General features: G+C 43.2%; 23 protein-coding genes. 19 read left to right on the top strand and 4 right to left on the bottom strand.

The genetic code is table 11. From position 1 onward, the window contains the following. The coding region (locus NCCP2222_RS03755; RefSeq protein ID WP_248509720.1) for a magnesium transporter at positions 1-270 on the top strand (270 nt) is incomplete at its 5' end. Between the two features lie 79 nt (positions 271-349). Next, on the top strand, positions 350-805 hold the full coding sequence (locus NCCP2222_RS03750) for a hypothetical protein (RefSeq protein WP_248509717.1): 456 nt from the start codon (positions 350-352) through the stop codon (positions 803-805). A 122-nt stretch (positions 806-927) separates the two neighbouring features. Here the strand turns inward: NCCP2222_RS03750 and NCCP2222_RS03745 are convergent, their stop codons facing one another. After that, entirely contained in the window at positions 928-1,482 is a 555-nt protein-coding gene (locus tag NCCP2222_RS03745) for a CotY/CotZ family spore coat protein (protein ID WP_248509715.1), read from the bottom strand. A 124-nt stretch (positions 1,483-1,606) separates the two neighbouring features. Between NCCP2222_RS03745 and NCCP2222_RS03740 the strand changes: the two genes are divergently transcribed. From NCCP2222_RS03740 to NCCP2222_RS03710, 7 genes are all read left to right on the top strand, one after another. Beyond that, positions 1,607-2,005, top strand: coding sequence for a hypothetical protein (locus NCCP2222_RS03740; protein ID WP_248509713.1), 399 nt, complete (start codon positions 1,607-1,609; stop codon positions 2,003-2,005). Next, complete coding sequence (gene spoVAC / locus NCCP2222_RS03735; protein WP_248509711.1) at positions 2,005-2,460, top strand: stage V sporulation protein AC; 456 nt, start codon at positions 2,005-2,007, stop codon at positions 2,458-2,460. The genes NCCP2222_RS03740 and spoVAC overlap by 1 nt, the downstream gene beginning before the upstream one ends. Continuing rightward, positions 2,454-3,455 (top strand): beta-ketoacyl-[acyl-carrier-protein] synthase family protein, encoded by a 1,002-nt coding sequence (locus NCCP2222_RS03730; RefSeq protein WP_248509709.1) that lies wholly within the window; start codon positions 2,454-2,456, stop codon positions 3,453-3,455. Before spoVAC ends, NCCP2222_RS03730 begins: the two co-directional genes overlap by 7 nt. Before the next feature lie 9 nt (positions 3,456-3,464). After that, positions 3,465-3,827: a stage V sporulation protein AE gene (spoVAE, locus tag NCCP2222_RS03725; protein WP_248509706.1), complete on the top strand. Its 363-nt coding sequence runs from the start codon at positions 3,465-3,467 to the stop codon at positions 3,825-3,827. Positions 3,828-3,965: 138 nt separating this feature from the next. Beyond that, positions 3,966-4,124 (top strand): YjcZ family sporulation protein, encoded by a 159-nt coding sequence (locus tag NCCP2222_RS03720; RefSeq protein WP_238083184.1) that lies wholly within the window; start codon positions 3,966-3,968, stop codon positions 4,122-4,124. 16 nt (positions 4,125-4,140) lie between these two features. Continuing rightward, a complete protein-coding gene (locus tag NCCP2222_RS03715; protein ID WP_248509703.1) occupies positions 4,141-4,392 on the top strand; it encodes a stage VI sporulation protein F in 252 nt (83 codons plus the stop codon). Positions 4,393-4,472: 80 nt separating this feature from the next. Further along, complete coding sequence (locus NCCP2222_RS03710) at positions 4,473-4,778, top strand: hypothetical protein (RefSeq protein WP_248509702.1); 306 nt, start codon at positions 4,473-4,475, stop codon at positions 4,776-4,778. 116 nt (positions 4,779-4,894) lie between these two features. On the opposite strand, the gene NCCP2222_RS03705 is transcribed toward NCCP2222_RS03710, so the two are convergent. From NCCP2222_RS03705 to NCCP2222_RS03695, 3 genes are all read right to left on the bottom strand, one after another. Further along, a complete protein-coding gene (locus NCCP2222_RS03705) occupies positions 4,895-5,329 on the bottom strand; it encodes a GNAT family N-acetyltransferase (RefSeq protein ID WP_248509701.1) in 435 nt (144 codons plus the stop codon). A gap of 3 nt (positions 5,330-5,332) precedes the next feature. Beyond that, entirely contained in the window at positions 5,333-5,848 is a 516-nt protein-coding gene (locus NCCP2222_RS03700) for a YjcG family protein (protein ID WP_248509700.1), read from the bottom strand. A 73-nt stretch (positions 5,849-5,921) separates the two neighbouring features. Continuing rightward, positions 5,922-6,650 carry an alpha/beta hydrolase gene (locus tag NCCP2222_RS03695; protein WP_248509699.1) on the bottom strand — a complete coding sequence of 243 codons (729 nt, stop codon included), beginning with the start codon at positions 6,648-6,650 and terminating at the stop codon, positions 5,922-5,924. Positions 6,651-6,799: 149 nt separating this feature from the next. Between NCCP2222_RS03695 and NCCP2222_RS03690 the strand changes: the two genes are divergently transcribed. The 10 genes from NCCP2222_RS03690 to NCCP2222_RS03645 form a co-directional block, all read left to right on the top strand. Then, positions 6,800-7,348: a phosphatidylglycerophosphatase A family protein gene (locus tag NCCP2222_RS03690; RefSeq protein WP_248509698.1), complete on the top strand. Its 549-nt coding sequence runs from the start codon at positions 6,800-6,802 to the stop codon at positions 7,346-7,348. Positions 7,349-7,525: 177 nt separating this feature from the next. Then, on the top strand, positions 7,526-8,515 hold the full coding sequence (locus NCCP2222_RS03685; RefSeq protein ID WP_248509696.1) for a TAXI family TRAP transporter solute-binding subunit: 990 nt from the start codon (positions 7,526-7,528) through the stop codon (positions 8,513-8,515). Between the two features lie 88 nt (positions 8,516-8,603). Continuing rightward, on the top strand, positions 8,604-9,125 hold the full coding sequence (locus NCCP2222_RS03680) for a DUF1850 domain-containing protein (RefSeq protein WP_248509694.1): 522 nt from the start codon (positions 8,604-8,606) through the stop codon (positions 9,123-9,125). 40 nt (positions 9,126-9,165) lie between these two features. Further along, positions 9,166-11,133, top strand: a complete 1,968-nt coding sequence (locus NCCP2222_RS03675) for a TRAP transporter permease (RefSeq protein ID WP_248509799.1) — start codon at positions 9,166-9,168, stop codon at positions 11,131-11,133. A 289-nt stretch (positions 11,134-11,422) separates the two neighbouring features. Continuing rightward, positions 11,423-12,223, top strand: a complete 801-nt coding sequence (locus NCCP2222_RS03670; RefSeq protein WP_248509692.1) for an ABC transporter ATP-binding protein — start codon at positions 11,423-11,425, stop codon at positions 12,221-12,223. Between the two features lie 167 nt (positions 12,224-12,390). Continuing rightward, complete coding sequence (locus NCCP2222_RS03665; protein ID WP_248509691.1) at positions 12,391-13,602, top strand: hypothetical protein; 1,212 nt, start codon at positions 12,391-12,393, stop codon at positions 13,600-13,602. Between the two features lie 25 nt (positions 13,603-13,627). Then, positions 13,628-14,800, top strand: coding sequence for a hypothetical protein (locus tag NCCP2222_RS03660; protein WP_248509689.1), 1,173 nt, complete (start codon positions 13,628-13,630; stop codon positions 14,798-14,800). Then, on the top strand, positions 14,801-15,700 hold the full coding sequence (locus tag NCCP2222_RS03655) for an ABC transporter ATP-binding protein (protein WP_248509687.1): 900 nt from the start codon (positions 14,801-14,803) through the stop codon (positions 15,698-15,700). Continuing rightward, the gene (locus NCCP2222_RS03650; protein ID WP_248509685.1) at positions 15,672-16,403 is read left to right on the top strand and encodes a hypothetical protein; all 732 of its coding nucleotides are present in this window, start codon (positions 15,672-15,674) and stop codon (positions 16,401-16,403) included. The genes NCCP2222_RS03655 and NCCP2222_RS03650 overlap by 29 nt, the downstream gene beginning before the upstream one ends. Before the next feature lie 124 nt (positions 16,404-16,527). Further along, on the top strand, positions 16,528-17,421 hold an 894-nt coding region (locus tag NCCP2222_RS03645), incomplete at its 3' end, for an SLC13 family permease (protein ID WP_375709150.1).

The following is a 17,421-nucleotide window of genomic DNA, read 5'->3' as shown; positions in this document are numbered from 1 at the left end:
GGTTTAATTACGGGTCTGACGTGTTCGGTGTTTGTAGTTGGGTTGATATTTGTATGGAAGCACGAATTCATTATTGCCCTATTAGTCGGTGTTGCCATTTTGGTCTCCATTTTTGTTGCTACCATTTTAGGCTCGTTCATCCCCTTATTTATGCACCGGTTAAAGATTGATCCGGCCGTAGCTTCAGGTCCTTTCATTACAACTCTGAATGACGTGATCAGTATTTTGATTTATCTTGGATTAGCTACAGCTTTCATCGGAAATTTATAATCCGATGGAAGCTTTTTTTATTGGTGATGAACTTTGGAAAAGTTAGGCGCATATACTAACAGGGAAAAGGGGGGGACGTATGATACGCTTCCAAAAACCGTTGTTGTTTGTTCAGGGTCCACCAGTTTATACTCGCATTGTCGCAAGTGATGAGGAGGAAAGCACTTCCGTCTTTGTTATGATCGAGGATGGAAAAACCGCCTCGGAGGAGATGCCGGATTATGACATCACACCTGTCTATTCTGGTGAAAGCCCACCAAGTCATGACATTGCCCCAACTTACGATATTGACGAGCGGCCGAACCATCCCGCCATATACGAGACGCTCCAATATTTAAACAACCCTTTCCGAAGACAGGTATACCGGCCATTGCACTTTTACTTGAAAGAGGAACAAGTAAAGGGCAACCTTCGGAAAGTGGAGGAGGGAACGGTTTGGATTGATCCGCTTGAAGACGGAACGGCACCTATTATGATTGCCATGAACGAAATTGAAAGTATCCATTGGCGCGGCCAGCAATTCATCATGGACTAAAAAACAGGACGGGACCTTGCCCCTGTCCTGTTTTATTGTATTTATAATTACGTTGCCTGACAATCGACAAAAAAGACCGGCCGCCAAATTGGCAGCCGGCCGTGACATTGCAGGTTGGCAGATCAGTCTTCGTCGCAATCGATAAATACGTCACGTACACATTGAATGCCACAGAAGCATTTAAGGTCAACTGTTACACAGGAGCCAGTCGCTTCAAAGCGGACTGCCTCACAAACTGCATCTAGGTCAAGTTTACCGTGTTTAAACAGATCTACAGCTCTGCCTCTTGCATCACGCGGCTCAAGGACTTGAAGTGTAGCACAGCAGTTATCAAAAACATTTTGCACTCTAAAGAAGATAGAGAAACAGCTTGCACATTCCCTCACTTTGTTTTGCTCATTCGCAGTTTCGTTCTCCCTATGGATCCGTCTACGATTGAATAACGCTTTGAATGGATTACCTTCATCATCTAACAGCATAAACACCCGAGTGTTCGCCCGTTGTCTTGCTGGGCTGACGAGGCTGCCAAGCGGAGTCAAGAAGCAGTCGGTTCTGCAATCGTCACAATCGATATCATCACGAATATCCTGAACACGTTTAATCGCACGGACCACTTCGCAAATACAATTGTCATGACGGTGTGTATCACTTACTCCTTCAGTTCTTCCACATCCCATTCATTCCACCTCCTTTTTTCAATTCTCTATACTTTATGCGCATGGTGACCAATCGTCAGGGCGGAAAACCTGGTTTTGAATAAACTTCTCTTTCCAATGCCATACTGTGAAAAAAAGGGAGGGAATGAATATACGTAAGTTATTACTCATCTCACTACTTGCAGTGCTTCTAGCCGGTTGCTCGAAAGATGCGTTCCGGTATCAAAATGATTCAGATGAAGTGGCGGCGCAAGCCGAAACAATCATCCGGAATGACAAGCGAATCAAATCGGCAGCAGTCGTTTTCCATGACGAGAAACTGCTTGCGGGGATTCGTGTAGAAACATTCTCAAGGTTTAAAAAGAAGAAGGTCGCAACTGAATTGAAGAAAAAGCTGGAAGAGCAATACCCGGATATGGATGTAACCGTTTCTGCAGACAGCAAAATTTTGTATGAAACAAACAAGCTGATTGATAAAGGAAAAGAGGACGAGCTAGGCAAGGATATTGACCGATTGAAATTACTATTGAAGGAAGAGACGTAATGGACAAAGAACAGTATTCAACAATTGAACAGGAAATATCTCCGAAGCCTTCGATCGTAAAAAATGTTTTCAAAGCCTTTATAACAGGCGGCACTATCTGTTTGATCGGACAATTTGTAGCTTTATTCTACATTACTTTTTTTGATTTTACCGAACGAACTGCGAGCAATCCAACTGTGGCAACTATGGTTTTCTTTTCTATGCTGCTTACTGGATTTGGGATTTATAAAAAGATTGGCCAGTTTGGTGGAGCCGGCGGAGCCGTTCCAATTACCGGTTTCGGAAACGCGGTTGTCTCCTCGGCAATTGAACATAGAACCGAGGGATATGTGCTTGGCGTAGGAGGAAATATCTTCAAGTTAGCCGGATCGGTTATTCTTTGGGGTGTTTTTTCTGCTTTTGCAGTTGCGCTAATTAAGACAATACTCGTCAAAATGGGAGTTGTATCATGGTGACGCGCGGTGTAATTCAATTTAAAACGGCTCCCTCGATTGCGGCAACGGGTGTAACAGCCGGACCGCTCGAAAAAAAGAGCCCGTATTTCGAGAGCTTCGACAAGATATACGAAGGGGAAAGATGCGGGCTCGATACAAATGAGCATGGTCATGCGAAATTGATGGAAGATGCCACGATGATTGCTCTGAGTAAAGTGAATGCAGTTCCGGCAGATGCGGATTTCCTATTAACAGGCGACTTGGTGAATCAAATGACTCCTTCCAATTTTTGCGCGACTAAAATGGGCATTCCATATATCGGCATGTTTTCCGCCTGTGCGACGTCCGTTTCTTCCCTATTGACTGCTGCAATCCTAACGGACGCCGGAATATCTGAACTGGCAATTGCGGGTTCAGCCAGCCAGCATAATTCAATTGAAAGGCAGTTCCGGTATCCAATTGAATATGGAGTCCAAAAAGGCGATACGGCCCAATGGACTGTAACTGCAGCGGGAGCCGCCGCAGTCACGCCTCACTGCGAAGGGGTGCCCAGTATTGAGAGAGGGACGTTCGGAATAGCAATCGACATGGGAATGACAGACCCTTTGAACATGGGTGCTGCCATGGCACCTGCAGCTGCCGATACGCTGTTCCGCCATTTGGAAGGCCATGGTGCGTCGACGGACGATTATGATGTCATTATGACCGGCGATTTAGGGAAAACAGGTTTTGAAATATTAAAAAGGCTTGTTGATTTAAAAGGAATTCGAAATACGAACAATTTCAGGGATGCCGGCATGGAGTTCTATGGAAAGGATCCGAAGTTTTTCTCCGGTGCCAGCGGTGCAGGTTGCTCTGCCGCCATTTACTTTTCAGAAATCTATAACAAATTATTATCGCGGGAATATCAGCGTGTTTTGCTGATTGCAACAGGTGCCCTATTGTCCCCGATGTCGTTCCAACAAGGAGACACGATTCCGTGTACGGCCCATGCAATTGAATTAACGATGAAATGAGTGGTCCATTTGTTTTCCATTTATATTACTGCCTTCATTGTAGGAGGCCTGATTTGCGTCATTGGCCAATTGTTGTTTGATGTAGCGAAACTGACACCAGCCCATACGTTGTGTACCTTAGTTGTAATTGGTTCAATTTTAGACGGTTTTGGATTATATGAGCCATTCATTGATTTTGCGGGGGCTGGAGCCACAATCCCGATCACATCATTCGGAAACTCCCTAACACACGGTGCATTAGCGGAAGCCGAAAAACATGGAATTATTGGTGTTTTAACGGGGATGTTTGAAGTGACGAGCTCAGGCATCACGTCTGCGATTTTATTTGGTTTTATTGCTTCCTTTTTATTTCGATCGAAAGGAAAAGCGTGATAAACCAGCGAAATGCAATGTCCCTATAACTTTATGCAACAGACAAAATTGAATCGTTAAACAAAAATATGTGCGTTTGCCCCCCTCCTTCTTTCCACTTCCTGCATAGGATAGGTGGAAGGGAAGGAGGGGTTAGTAATGTCTGGAGGATACGGTCCTTGGAATCCAGGATGCTTTGGCGGCTGTAACGGCGGCGGCTATGGTGGTGGCTACGGAGGTTCGAATGGTGGTTCTACGTTCGTTCTCATCGTGGTTCTCTTCATCCTGTTGATCATTGTTGGCGCTACGTTTGTATAAGAGGAGGGGATGAAGCATGAACGATTCATTTTTCCGGAAAATCGAATCTAAAACAGGCGTGCCAATGGAAGAAGTCTTTGCACTGGCCAATGCAATTCAATTTGCCGACTTCAGTGATGAACGGCAAGTCCGCAAAATTGTAAAGAAAGTTGGCAAGATGGCAAACAAAGACGTTCCGCCACATTTGGAAGATGAATTGGTGCGATCCATTTTGCAAAGCGGCAGTTCTTTCAACATGAACGATATTCAAAAAATGCTTGGAAACTAAAAAAATAGATAAATAGGTTTCAAGTCGTTTGAATACGGTTATAGAAAGAAAAATATGTTTTTAGAAAAGGGGTGTGGAAGATGGGCTATCAGTTGCCGATCCAACCAATTCAATCTCAGATGTATGCAAACCGATTACAAGATGAACGTTATAATTTCGCTTATATCAATCGTGTAGAAAAAGTGAAATTGGACACGGAATTCATGGAGACATTTGATCGGACGCTTGAGAAGCAGTTGAACGATCGAGAGCAAGCGGAGCAGCCGGTCCAAACATCCGATTTGCCGCTTTATAAGGATGGACTCATCTATCCGAATCCTGCTAATCTATCACCTCAGATCTCAAAAGTAACAGGTAAAGGATTAGCGATTAATCAATATGTGTAATGAAAAGAAACCCGCTGCCTAACAGGCAGCGGGTTTCAGTATTCACTACTATACATATAAAAATGATAAGAGGCCGAGGTCCATCTGTGAATCAGATAGGACATGTCAGCCTCTTTTTATTGCGTGATCATTTTTTCCATTGCGCGATGGGGAATGTCAGCATCCATAAACTCTGGCGACGTTACGATATAGCCTAGCTTTTCATAGAAGGGTACCGCATAGGACTGGGCATTTAAAATAATTTTATGCATGCCGGTCTTCAATGCATACTCTTCAAGGGAATGCATGATCAAGTTCCCTAAATGCTTGCCTCGAAATTCCTTTAAGACACAAACACGTTCCACCTTGCCGACCCCTTGCGTAATTTCCCGAATGCGACCGGCTCCGATCGGCTGGTCATCGGAATAGACGATAAAATGGGCTGCAGATGCGTCATGTTCATCCAACTCCAGGTTGAGTGGTACTCCTTGCTCTTCGACAAATACCATCTTCCTGACGGAGAATGCGTCTTCCCGTTCCGGTTCAGAACCGGCTACTTTTACCCGGATCAACGCTTACTGTTCCTCGTCCAGGCGGAATGTCTCGTATACCGTCCATGAGCCGTCTTCTAGCTGATACAGAAGATGGATACGGTCAATCGTTTCTGTATGGTCAACGCCGATCATCTTCAATTGACCGATAATGTCATCATGTTCCGTCGGATTTAATTTTTGTGCAATCGTTACATGGGGAACGAAAGAGTATTCTGTCTGTTTTTCAGTGAATACACCATCCAAATCTTTATGGAGTGCCAACAGTTTATCGTTTGGCGTCACTTTGAAGTAAATCGTATTCGTGATTGGTGCAAATGTGCTCACTTTGGAGACGCCTAATTCGAAGGGGCTGTTTTTCGCCGCGATGTTACGAATCTCTTTTGCGACTTGCTCGATTTCTGTATCGTTCGCTTCGAATACATCCTTTAATGTCATGTGAGGTGTAATTAGTGCATAGTGGGGATCATACCGCTTCCTGTATCCGTTCGCCAAATCTTGCAGCTTTTTTGATGGAAACGCAACAACACCATATTTCATAATAAAAGACCTCCTATAGAATATGATTCCAACCTGATACGGTTAATTATAACAGATACATTTGATTTTTGCCTTATTTGGCATCATTATAAGACTTCAATAAAGCTCTCTTGACATCTTTTTGCCAATATTTCCATGTATGATTTCCCTCGAATTCTTCATAGAAATAAGGGAAGCCTTTTTCTTTAATTGCTTCATTCAACAGGCGATTGGGAGTCAGGAAATCTCGTATACCGTCAACGGTTGTTTGGACTTCGGTCTCCTCCAGGCCGATGACATGGTAGATGGAAAGGCTGGATGGATCTTTTGCTTGTTTCACTTTTTCGAGGACAGATTCGTCCACATATGGAGAATGCATCATCACTTTTCCAAAACAATTCGGATATTTCAAGGCAGTCAACAGCGAAATGGTGGCAGCCAAGGAATCTCCGATTAGGCCTCTTCCGGCCCCCACTTGATATGTTGGATAGTTCTCATCGATGTAGGGAATAAGCTCATGAGCTAGAAAACGGATATATGCTTCGTGTCTGTCTCCTTCCGGGTGATACATCCTTCTGCGCTCCATGACGGATTTATAAGGAACCCCGACGACGATCATATTTTCGATTTCGCCCTCTTCCATTAGCTCATCTGCCACTCGGCCGATGCGGCCATATTGGAAATAGTCCTTGCCGTCCGATGCGATCAGGACGGAGTGCTTGTATAAGGGCGAATAATGGTGGGGCAAGTGGATCAACAGCTGCATCTCTTCATTAAGTGCCTTACTGTAAAGGGTTACTTCTTCAATTTTACCGTAATTCAATTTGCGGCCTCCTCATGACTGTCATGTACTGAAATTGTAACATAGGATGAAGAACAGGTATAATGCTTGGATAGGATGTACAAAAAAGCGGAGGTTTCCCTTACTCTTTATTGAAGATGGATGCTTTCGAAAGAAAAGGGGTCATGGATATGTTTACTGGTAAAAATATCGTTCATTCCGATGTCGTGACGGAAGCGACAAAACAGGCGCTCATCCGCCGGGGAGTGCAGCTTGAGGATATTGCGAAAATCGTCTATGAAATGCAAGCGCCTTATAATCCAAGTCTGGATTTGGAGGAATGCTTGGATTCAGTTGAAAAAGTGCTTCGGAAACGTGAATTGCAGCATGCCATTCTCGTCGGTATTGAACTGGATGAACTAGCAGAGCAGAAGAAGCTGTCTGCCCCTCTCCAGCAGATTGTAGAAAATGACGAAGGGCTGTTTGGTGTCGATGAAACAATTGCGCTAGGTGCCGTCTTTACGTATGGTTCAATAGCGGTTACGACGTTTGGCCATCTTGATAAGAATAAAATAGGCATCATCAATGAGCTGGACACGAAAAAAGGGCGTGGTGTTCATACATTCCTTGATGACCTGGTAGCCAGTGTCGCATCGTGTGCAGCTTCCCGGATTGCCCATCGGACGCGTGACTTGGAAGAAGCCGGGCTCACCTATACAGATATCAAAGACAAACAGTAAGCAATGTTGTGAAAAGAGGACAGAACGTCTCAATCTGTCCTTCTTTTTTTATGGTTTAAGGTGGAACCGCTTGCAAATTACTGATAATTTACTAAGAAACGTTGACAAAAGAGTCAGCCTTCATGTTAAAATGGACACTAAGTTGCAAAACTATGAAAATAAGGGGAGAAAGATTGAATGAAGAATAGTAAAATACGTTTATTTGCTTTAATTACTATGATCGCTATGCTCGTTCTTGCGGCATGTGGTACGGATGATTCAAGCAAAGGATCGGGTTCTGATTCCGGGAAGAAGAAAGAGGACTTCAAATATCTAAGTATTCTAACAGGTGGTACGCAAGGTACTTACTATGCACTTGGCGGCGCGCTTGCAAATTACATTAATGATGAAACAGGCATCAAAACGACTGCTGAAGTTTCCCAAGCATCAGCTGCGAACATGACAGCTTTGAAAGAAAACAAGGCTGAGTTGGCTTTCGTTCAAACGGATATCGCGTATTATGCTTCTAAGGGCGAAATGATGTTTGATGGAGAAAAGATTGATAATGTTTCTGCTATCGGAGCACTTTATCCAGAAACAGTTCAATTGGTAACACTTGAAAAGTCAGGAATTAAGACATTTGAAGATTTGAAAGGCAAAAAGGTCTCTGTTGGGGCGCCTGGTTCAGGTACATATGCAAACGCTGAACAGCTGCTAGAAGTTCACGGTATGACTATGGATGATATAAAGCCACAGGACTTGGACTTCGGTGAATCCCAAGAGAGCTTGCAGGCAGGCCAAATTGATGCCGCTTTCATTACTGCTGGAACACCGACTAGTGCGGTTGAGGGCTTGAATGCTACTGCTCAAGTTTTTGTCGTTCCTGTATCAGATGAAAAGGCCGATGAATTGATTTCCAAGTATCAATATTATGCAAAAGAAGTCATTCCTGCCGGAACATATGGCTTAAAAGACGAGACACCGACTGTTTCCGTTGGTGCGATGATCGTCGTGCAAAACGATATTCCAGAAGACTTGGCTTACGAAATTACGAAAGCAATCTATGATAATGCATCCCAATTGGAGCATGCGAAAGGCAAGCTGATCAAAGCTGAAACAGGTCTTGATGGAATCGGTATTCCGGTACATCCAGGCGCGCAAAAGTATTTCGATGAAGTGAATAAGTAATTCATGACGGCACGTTAATGAATGGGGCGGTGAAGCGATTGCTTCTGCCGTCCCCTTCTTCTTTACTCGAATGGAAAGGAAGTGACGGATGGGAAAGAAACGGATCAACCTGACCATTCTTTTGCTGTTACTCCTAATCGCCCTCATCTTTTTTTTCCTGCCTTTTCAAAAGGCATTCACTTTTACTGAATATCGGACAGATCATCCGGCTGTCTTCTATTTGAAACAGTCAGGAGAAACGGAATTCCAAATCCGGTATGTCCATTCGATTTTTCTATCCAATGTGCTAGAAACCTATCAAGTCGTTCAACGGGATAAAATTAAAATGCTGTCCATGAAATATGAAGATGTAGGGATCGGCCTGCCCGCCTATGCTGAGGAAGGGGAGACGCTGACAATAAAGGACGGCGTGTATACGCTTTCTTACGATAATCGAGTAATCGAATCGTTTGTTTTGTATGTCGGTGATGTCGATGCCGATCTTGCGTTCAAATATAAGCAACATGAATACGATTTAAAACAACATTTGACGAGAGGGAAATCGTACTTATTTCGTATGGAAAGAATCACCCTGTTTCAAATGATGAAAGGAGTCAATTTGAGTGGTTAAAGAAAAGAAGCAACACGACTTGTCCGATGAACAGTTTGACATGTTGTCGGAAGAGGAACAGCTCGAAATCTTACAGAAATACGATCCTGAGTCCAACACGAGAAATTTGAAAGGTATTTTTAAGTACATCGTGTTCGGCGGATTGCTCGCATTTTCCCTGTTTCAATTATACACGTCCATTGGAACGCCTTTTACTGCGTACATACAACGTTCCATCCATCTAGGCTTCGCCCTGTCTCTCATCTTCATCCTGTTTCCTGCAAGGAAGAAGCCGGGAGTCAAAAAGAACAAAGTGCCGTTTTACGATATCATCCTTTCGTTAGTGGCTATTTGTGTAGGACTTTACTGGCCGCTATTCTACGGAGATCTCGTATTGCGTGTCGGACGGGTATCCTCTCTTGATCTGATCGTTGGTATTGCCGCCGTGGTTTTGACAATGGAAGCGGCTCGTCGCGCGGTAGGTTTGCCGATTACGATCATTTCTTCCATTTTCCTCGTCTACGCTTTCTTTGGACCTTATTTCCCAGGGTTCTTGGCGCACCGGGGGCAAGATGTAGAAAGTCTCGTTCAATTAATGTTCTTTACGACGGATGGTATCTTAGGAACACCGCTTAGTGTGTCTTCCACTTTCATATTCGTCTTCCTTCTATTTGGAGCCTTTCTCGTCAAAACGGGTGTCGGGAACTACTTCAATGATCTGGCAGTCGTTCTTGCTGGCCGTTTGACTGGTGGACCTGCAAAGGTTGCGATTTTCTCCAGCGCATTGCAAGGCACCATTTCTGGAAGTTCTGTAGCGAATGTTGTCGGTTCCGGTTCTTATACGATTCCGATGATGAAAAAGCTTGGCTACCGAAAAGAGTTTGCCGGCGGTGTTGAAGCAGCGGCATCTACCGGAGGGCAAATCATGCCTCCAATCATGGGGGCAGCCGCGTTCTTAATGGTTGAATTCATTGGAAACGTAACCTATTGGGGAATTGCCAAGGCAGCAGCCATTCCGGCATTGCTTTACTTTACGGGCATTTGGATAATGACTCACTTCGAAGCGAAGCGTGTAGGCTTACAGGGCATGTCGGAAGATCAAATTCCGGATCGAAAAGCGACCTTAAAGAAAATCTATTTGTTATTGCCGATTATTGGGATCATCATCTTCTTATTGCTTGGTATTCCAACAATGAAAGCAGCATTGCTCGGTATCGTATTGACCCTAATTGTAAGCTTCTTCGATAAGTCGACACGGTTAGGCATCAAGGATACGATTATGGCTCTCGTCGATGGAGCTCGGACTGCGCTTGCTGTGGCAGCTGCAACAGCATGTGCCGGGATTATCGTAGGTGTTGTTGTAAAAACGGGACTTGGCTTAAGCCTTGCAACCGGTTTGATTTCAGCAGCAGGCGGCAATATTGTCTTAACGCTCGTCTTCACGATGCTTGCGGCCATTGTACTGGGCATGGGATCTCCGACAACGGCAAACTACGTTATTACGTCGACGATTGCAGCACCAGCCATTATTAAGCTATTAATGCTGGATATGCCGACAGATGCGGCTGTACCAATTGTAATTGCTATTTCAGCGCATTTGTTCGTCTTCTACTTTGGAATTGTTGCGGATATTACGCCTCCTGTAGCTCTTGCGGCATTTGCAGCTTCGGGAATATCTGGCGGTGATCCAATAAAAACAGGGATCAATTCAGCCAAATTGGCGATTGCCGCCTTCATCATTCCTTATATGTTCGTCTTCAATCCAGCGTTGCTTATGATCGATTCATCCTTCTTTGAAATCATCTGGGTGACTTTCACTGCCATTATTGGGATGGTTGCGATTGGTGCTGGAATCATCGGTTATTGGTACCGTAAATGTAATATAATAGAACGAATCATCATCGTGGCGACTGGTCTATTGTTGATTTTCCCTGAAACGATCACGGATATCGTCGGTATGGCTTTGTTTGTCATCATGTTCGCCATCCAATGGAAAACGGGCAAAAAAGACAAAATGGCAGTTGCCTAACCAATAAAAAAGTGCTGTCCAGAAATCAGTAAACTGATTTGCTGAGACAGCTTTTTTTATTTATGAATTAATAATCAGTGAATTTAATAACCTTTTCGAACTATGACTTTAAGAGAATGGTTTGAATTGATTCATAGAATTTATTGAAAATTCATATCGGTAAGGGTATAGTGGTATGAAGGAATTATTAAATTTCCAAAGTGTTTACAGATGAAAGACGAACTGCTGGCTGGGGGGTTGTACTTATACAGTCCATTTTGAAAAAACTGAATAGAGAAGGTGTGTAACTATGGATTCTAGCATTATTTCATTACAAGAAGTAACGTATCGCAGAGGAGAGAAAGTCATTCTAAACGAAATTGATTGGGAAGCGAAACAAGGTGAACATTGGGCGATTTTAGGTTTGAACGGATCGGGCAAAACCACTTTGTTGAATATTATCGCGGCACATCATTTTCCAACAGAAGGGGAAGTCGTACTACTGGGCAATCGCTTTGGGGAAACCAACTTGCCGGAACTAAGGAAAAGGATAGGTTTTGTCAGCAGTTCTCTTGAACGGTTTTCTCAAATGTTTTTGAATGAAACTGTGGAAAGAGTGATCGTGAGTGGCAAATATGCGAGTTTCGGATTATATGAACAAACGACTGGGGGAGATTGGATAAGGGCTGACGAACTGTTGAGCAAATTTCGTCTGTCTTACTTAAAAGGGAAAAAGATCAGCTTATTATCGGAAGGGGAAAGAAGGCGGGTGTTTATTGCCAGGGCACTTATGAGTCATCCCTTAATGCTCATTTTAGACGAACCTTGTTCGGGATTGGATATCCTTTCAAGAGAACAATTTTTACAAACATTAAGGACTGTTGTAGAAGCAAATTGCCATCTAGTTTATGTAACCCATCATATAGAAGAAATTACAGAGGATATTACTCATGTTCTTTTATTGAAAGAAGGAAGAATAGTAGCTTCAGGAAGAAAGGAAGAAATTCTAACGGGTGATCTATTATCTGAGGCTTATTCGGTTCCGGTAACGGTCGGCTGGCAGGGTGGCAGACCCCATTTGCATGTGGAGCGATCTTCTGTAGTTCAATAGTAGAGAGTGCTGGCCCGTTGTAAAAGAGGCTTCCCCTCGTTAGTGATACGACTAAATACTCAAATTCTATTGAAATTTTTGTTAAATTCTTGTAAAATTGATTAATATAATATTTTGATAAATTATTAGGTAGTTGCAAGACTAAATCACTTGAAGGGATATCGAGCATGAATTGGACTTTTTTAAAGCATGAATTTTTGTTGACATATCGCAGTAAAAAGAATATTCCATTTGTCGTCTTCCTCTGTATTGCGCTTCTCAGTTATTGTTTTCTTTTTGTGCCGAATAAAGTCACGCAGGAAACATTCAATGTAGATGAAGTGAAAAGCAAGCTGACCGAACTTAAGGCGGAACAGGATTACCGCCTTGCCAAAGGCAATACAGGTATCATCTTATTTTCCGGTAGTCCTGTCTTTTTCTTGAATGCTGAGTCCTATGGATTGTTTTCTGCCATGCTAGCGGCTTATGAGGACGGCAATGCTACAAGATGGCTACATTTACGTGCGAATTATTTGGAAAGAGAAACAAGTGTATACACAGCCGACCAAGAACTTTTTAAGGATTCTCCATTCCCAGGGAAAGACCGTCTGCATTTATACAATCAGACAATGCTGCGTTATGATACATATTTAGCGAAAGAGCACCCAATTACTTTTGGAATGATCGAAGAGAAGACAGGCTTGCAGGCACTGCAAAAATTCTTTCAGCAGTATGGTATGTATTTTGTCTTGTTTTGCGCTATTTACTTTAGCAGTGATTTATTATCAAGAGATCGCCAAAACAAGACTGTTTTACAGGGATTGCCTATGTCTTGGTACCGGCAGTTGAATCTTAAGACACTATCCTCTTTCTTTTATACCCATGCTGTCGTTGGGATCGTTCTTGGGCTCGGAGTTCTCTTGATCGCGTTGCAGTATGGCTTTGGTTATTTTGATCTGAAAATACCGACCATTCTCATTAAAGACGAATACCCAAGGGAATATTATGATGTCATGACGATTGCTTCTTTCTTAGGGAAAGTCGCGATGATCATTCCGGTTTTAGTGTACTTATTTATCAGGCTGAATGTTATCTTCAGCTTAATCTTTAAAAATGAATGGCTCGTTCTCGTAATCAGCAGTTTACTATTGTTTTCCGAAAAGCTCTATTTGACTAGGACGTCGAGGGAATTACTCGGAGTTGATATTAGTTTTTTTCCACAAACATACTTTGATTTTGGAAATGTCATTACCGGAGAAAAGAATTTCCTTTTGAATACGACGACAATGGACTTTTCCACGGGAATTCTTGTATTGCTTGTAACTGTAGTAGTTATAGAAGTGTTATTGTTTGTGTTGTCACGCATTTTCAATAAACGTCGATTTTATTCAATAGGATAAGATGAGGACGAGGAAGGATATACGTATGATTTGGAAGTACATTCAATTTGAAGGAAAGCTTTTATTGCGGAATAAATTGAATTGGCTGCTCGGGGTAGCTTTCATCTTATTTTTCCCGCTATATTTCATCCAATACAGCGATAGTGATGTTGAGAGTCTTCGAGATAAAAAGAGTGCAGAATCACTAGAATACAATACTATATTTAATTTCTTCCCGGAGGAAATGCGCGACACGCCCGAGGGACAGGAAATATACAATAATCTCACTGAGCAATCATCTATGATCAGCAAGCAAAGGTTTTCGTTATGGAAAAAAGCGGATTATGAGGAATATATCGAAGGCGGGTTAAGGCTGAATGAATTGCGCCTTCGGTTGCATGAATTAGGCAATAAAGGCGTGCATCCAGAGTTTGTTGTACCGAAGGAAGAGATTATGAAAGAGGATGCGTTGCTTCGGTATTATCAAAAAAATCAGTTGCCTCTCGAGGCGGATCCTTTTACCACAAGTAATTACTTACCCGTCGCATTGGAAAAAGTGAACGGATTGCTGTTCGTACTATTTGTTTTATTCATGGGGGGCAACATGCTCCTGCATGATCAGCAAAAACGTACGGTAATGGGCATCTTCCCAATTTCCTTCATGCAACGTGTATTTGTTAAAACTGGCCTCCATTTCGTTCAAGTGCTTGTATTCCTGCTAGCCGGTCTGCTGATTGGCGGGTGGGTAGTAGCCGCTCAAACGGCTTGGGGCGATTTCAAGTCTCCTCTGCTATTATTCCAGAACGGTGACTATGTTGCTGTCTCTACAAGCCGGTATATCTTATATATGGTAGTAGCTATGGCACTTCTCGCGCTGTTGCTCTTATTTGCATCGATATTAGTCAACGTCATTACTAAAAATATGTATGCGACTGTTCTGCTGATCCTTGTTGTTTTCCTTGCTCCGATGCTGCTCCATTTTGCGGGTATCAATGCGAGCTTGCTGCAGCCATTGAGCGTTATGGATATCAGCCAGGTATTAACAGGCGATGTGGCAACACAGTATGGCAAGGATACGATGGATTACAAATGGGCCCTCATATGGCTCTGCGTTTTGAATATGGCTCTAATTGCTGTACTCTTTGGCGGGAATCGAGTGGTATATATGAAAAAACATGCGACTCCTACATACCAAGTAGGAAAAGGGGGGAACAATTAAATGCTGAAATTGACGAATGTATCAATTGCGTACAAGGATAAAATCGTTCTCAACAATCTGAATTTAAGTGCAGAACGAGGAGAAATCATCGGAGTGGCTGCACCGAACGGAACTGGCAAAACGACGATGTTCAATATTATCGCAAACTTTGTCAAGCCGGATTCCGGTCAAGTGTTGTTTGACGATAAGTATGAATACCGGAATGAAAGAGAAGAATTGCAGATTCATCGGCAGCTCGTCACATTTCCAGAGCAAAAAGATCTTTTTGAAGAATTATCTGGTGTAGATCATTTAAAACTATATGCCAACCTATGGACAGGTTCAGCCAAGCGTGTGCCAGAAACTATCGACCGCTTGCAGATGGGACATTACGTTAAAAAGAAAGCAAAGACGTACTCATTGGGTATGAGGCAGCGTTTATGCTTCGCCATGATGATGGCGGCTGATACACCCATCATGCTCATGGACGAAGTGATGAATGGATTAGATATATCGAATGTTGCTCTCATCTCGGATTGTTTAATGGAGATGAAGCAACAGGATAAACTGATATTTGTCGCTTCGCACTTATTGGAAAATCTTGATTTATATGCGGATCGAGTCATTTTCCTCAAAAACGGCGCAATTATTCATGAACAAACAATGTCAGGCGAGCCGGATCTCTATTTAAAAATTGAAATGAGTCCGGCTGGTTATGATATGGTGAAAAAGAAGATGATCTTGCCGCAGGATCATTTATATATCGGAGATCATCTCCTCTGCATTCCGCTTGAAGGAATGAGCAAGGCGCAACAAACCGATTGGATTAATCGGATGCTGGATTACAATGAAAAAGAAATCACTGTAGGACCTTTGGGGACGGTGGAGTATTATGAAAAATATTATTCGACGAGCAAGTAAAGGGAACACTGTGGGAGTTGTCGGTACGTATTGCTTTCTGTTGCTTATGGCGGCTGGCATGGCAGGCTGCAGCGAAGTACCGAAATCTCCTGAAATCAATTCGGCATATGAGCAAGATTTTGAGATAATTGGCCCTGAGAAGGACAAATTGCTTGGATCCGTCAATCCTGGCGTTTACAAGACTGCAGATCGGACTAATAGGAACGCCGAACCGGTTTCCATTCCAGTCGTCACGAAGGAGGGAAAGGAAGTAGAGCTGAAAACGGGTAGATATATGTTCACTGGCTATCCGACTGGAAATATTTTTGTCTATGATGAAAAAGGAGATTTGGTCCTTTCTGAGATTGTGGGGAGCTATACAGGTTCAGGTAGCCTGACAATCGATATCCAATCTGGCTATACAGTCAGGGCGGACGGAGGATACGATTCGGTTGAGATTACCCCAGTGCCGACAGCTTTAGCAACAGATTTGACTACAGGTCTATGGGAAGTCGGACAGGATATCGAGCCGGGTAAATATGAAATTGCCATTGATTCTAAATACGGGTATCTGCATGTGTTCGAGGAAGGAAAGGAACCGCGGGTATTCGAATTGATTGGCGGAGAAATTGCGAAATCAGATGGGGTTGTGACGCTGGAAGAAGGTCAAATGCTCCGTGTGACAGGTACTTCTCTTATCCGATTTACACATACGGATTCATAAATAGTTGTACATGGAAATAAAAACAAATGGTTTCCCAAGATGAAGTGCTCTTTAGAAGGGCACTTTTTTCTTTTTTGTACTACAATCAAAGATAGCGACTTAATTAGAAAGGAACAGGATTGCATTGCAGCTTACGTTGACATTCCTCATTTTAGGCACGACGGTAATTCTCTTTATGACAAATCGGCTGCGAACGGATCTGGTTGCCGTCTTGGCGCTTCTTGCCATGGTTCTCACGGGCATCCTTTCCCCGGCAGAAGCATTAACCGGTTTTTCCAATTCTGTCGTCATCATGATTGCAGGGCTATTCATTATTGGCGCCGGAATTTTACGGACCGGGCTAGCTCAAATGGCAGGGTCTCTATTGCTCCGTTATTCAGGAGACAGTGAAAAACGTCTCTTCGTTTTGCTGTTGCTCATCGTGGCGGCTGTTGGGGCGTTCATGAGCAATACCGGAACGGTTGCTCTGATGATGCCGATTGTAGTAAGTATTGCCATCAGCATTCAAAGCAGTCCGTCTAAGTATTTGATTCCACTCTCGTACATGGCGAGTTTCTCGGGGCTTTTGACGTTGATTGCTTCACCTCCGAATTTGATTATCAGTCAAATGCTTGTCGATAACGGCTTCGAAAAACTAGGCTTTTTTCAAATTACCCCGATTGGGATTATTGGTGTAGCCGTCGGTTTAATCTATATGTTTCTAATTCGGAATACGTTATTGCCGGCCAGTCAAACAAGCAGTTCGAGTGCCTCCCAGCATAAATTATCACCAAAGCAATTGGCGATCGATTACGAACTGGGCGGCAACCTTTACAAAGTGAAAGTGCCTGCTGACTCAGATCTTGCGGGAAAGCGCTTGGCTCAGTTGAAGATTCCCGCTTCTTTTCATGTATGTGTGCTGAAGATTAGCAGGAAATCTGTGGAAAGCATGAAACTATTGCCGATGACGTATCAGGAGATGGCGGGCCCGGATAGTATTATTCAGCCGAAGGACCGTCTGTATGTACAAGGATCTCTA

The sequence above is a fragment of the Sporosarcina sp. NCCP-2222 genome (assembly GCF_023168145.1).
GTDB lineage: Bacteria > Bacillota > Bacilli > Bacillales_A > Planococcaceae > Sporosarcina.
Note: the sequence above shows the minus strand (reverse complement) of the source record. Positions and strands in the feature narration are given on the sequence as shown.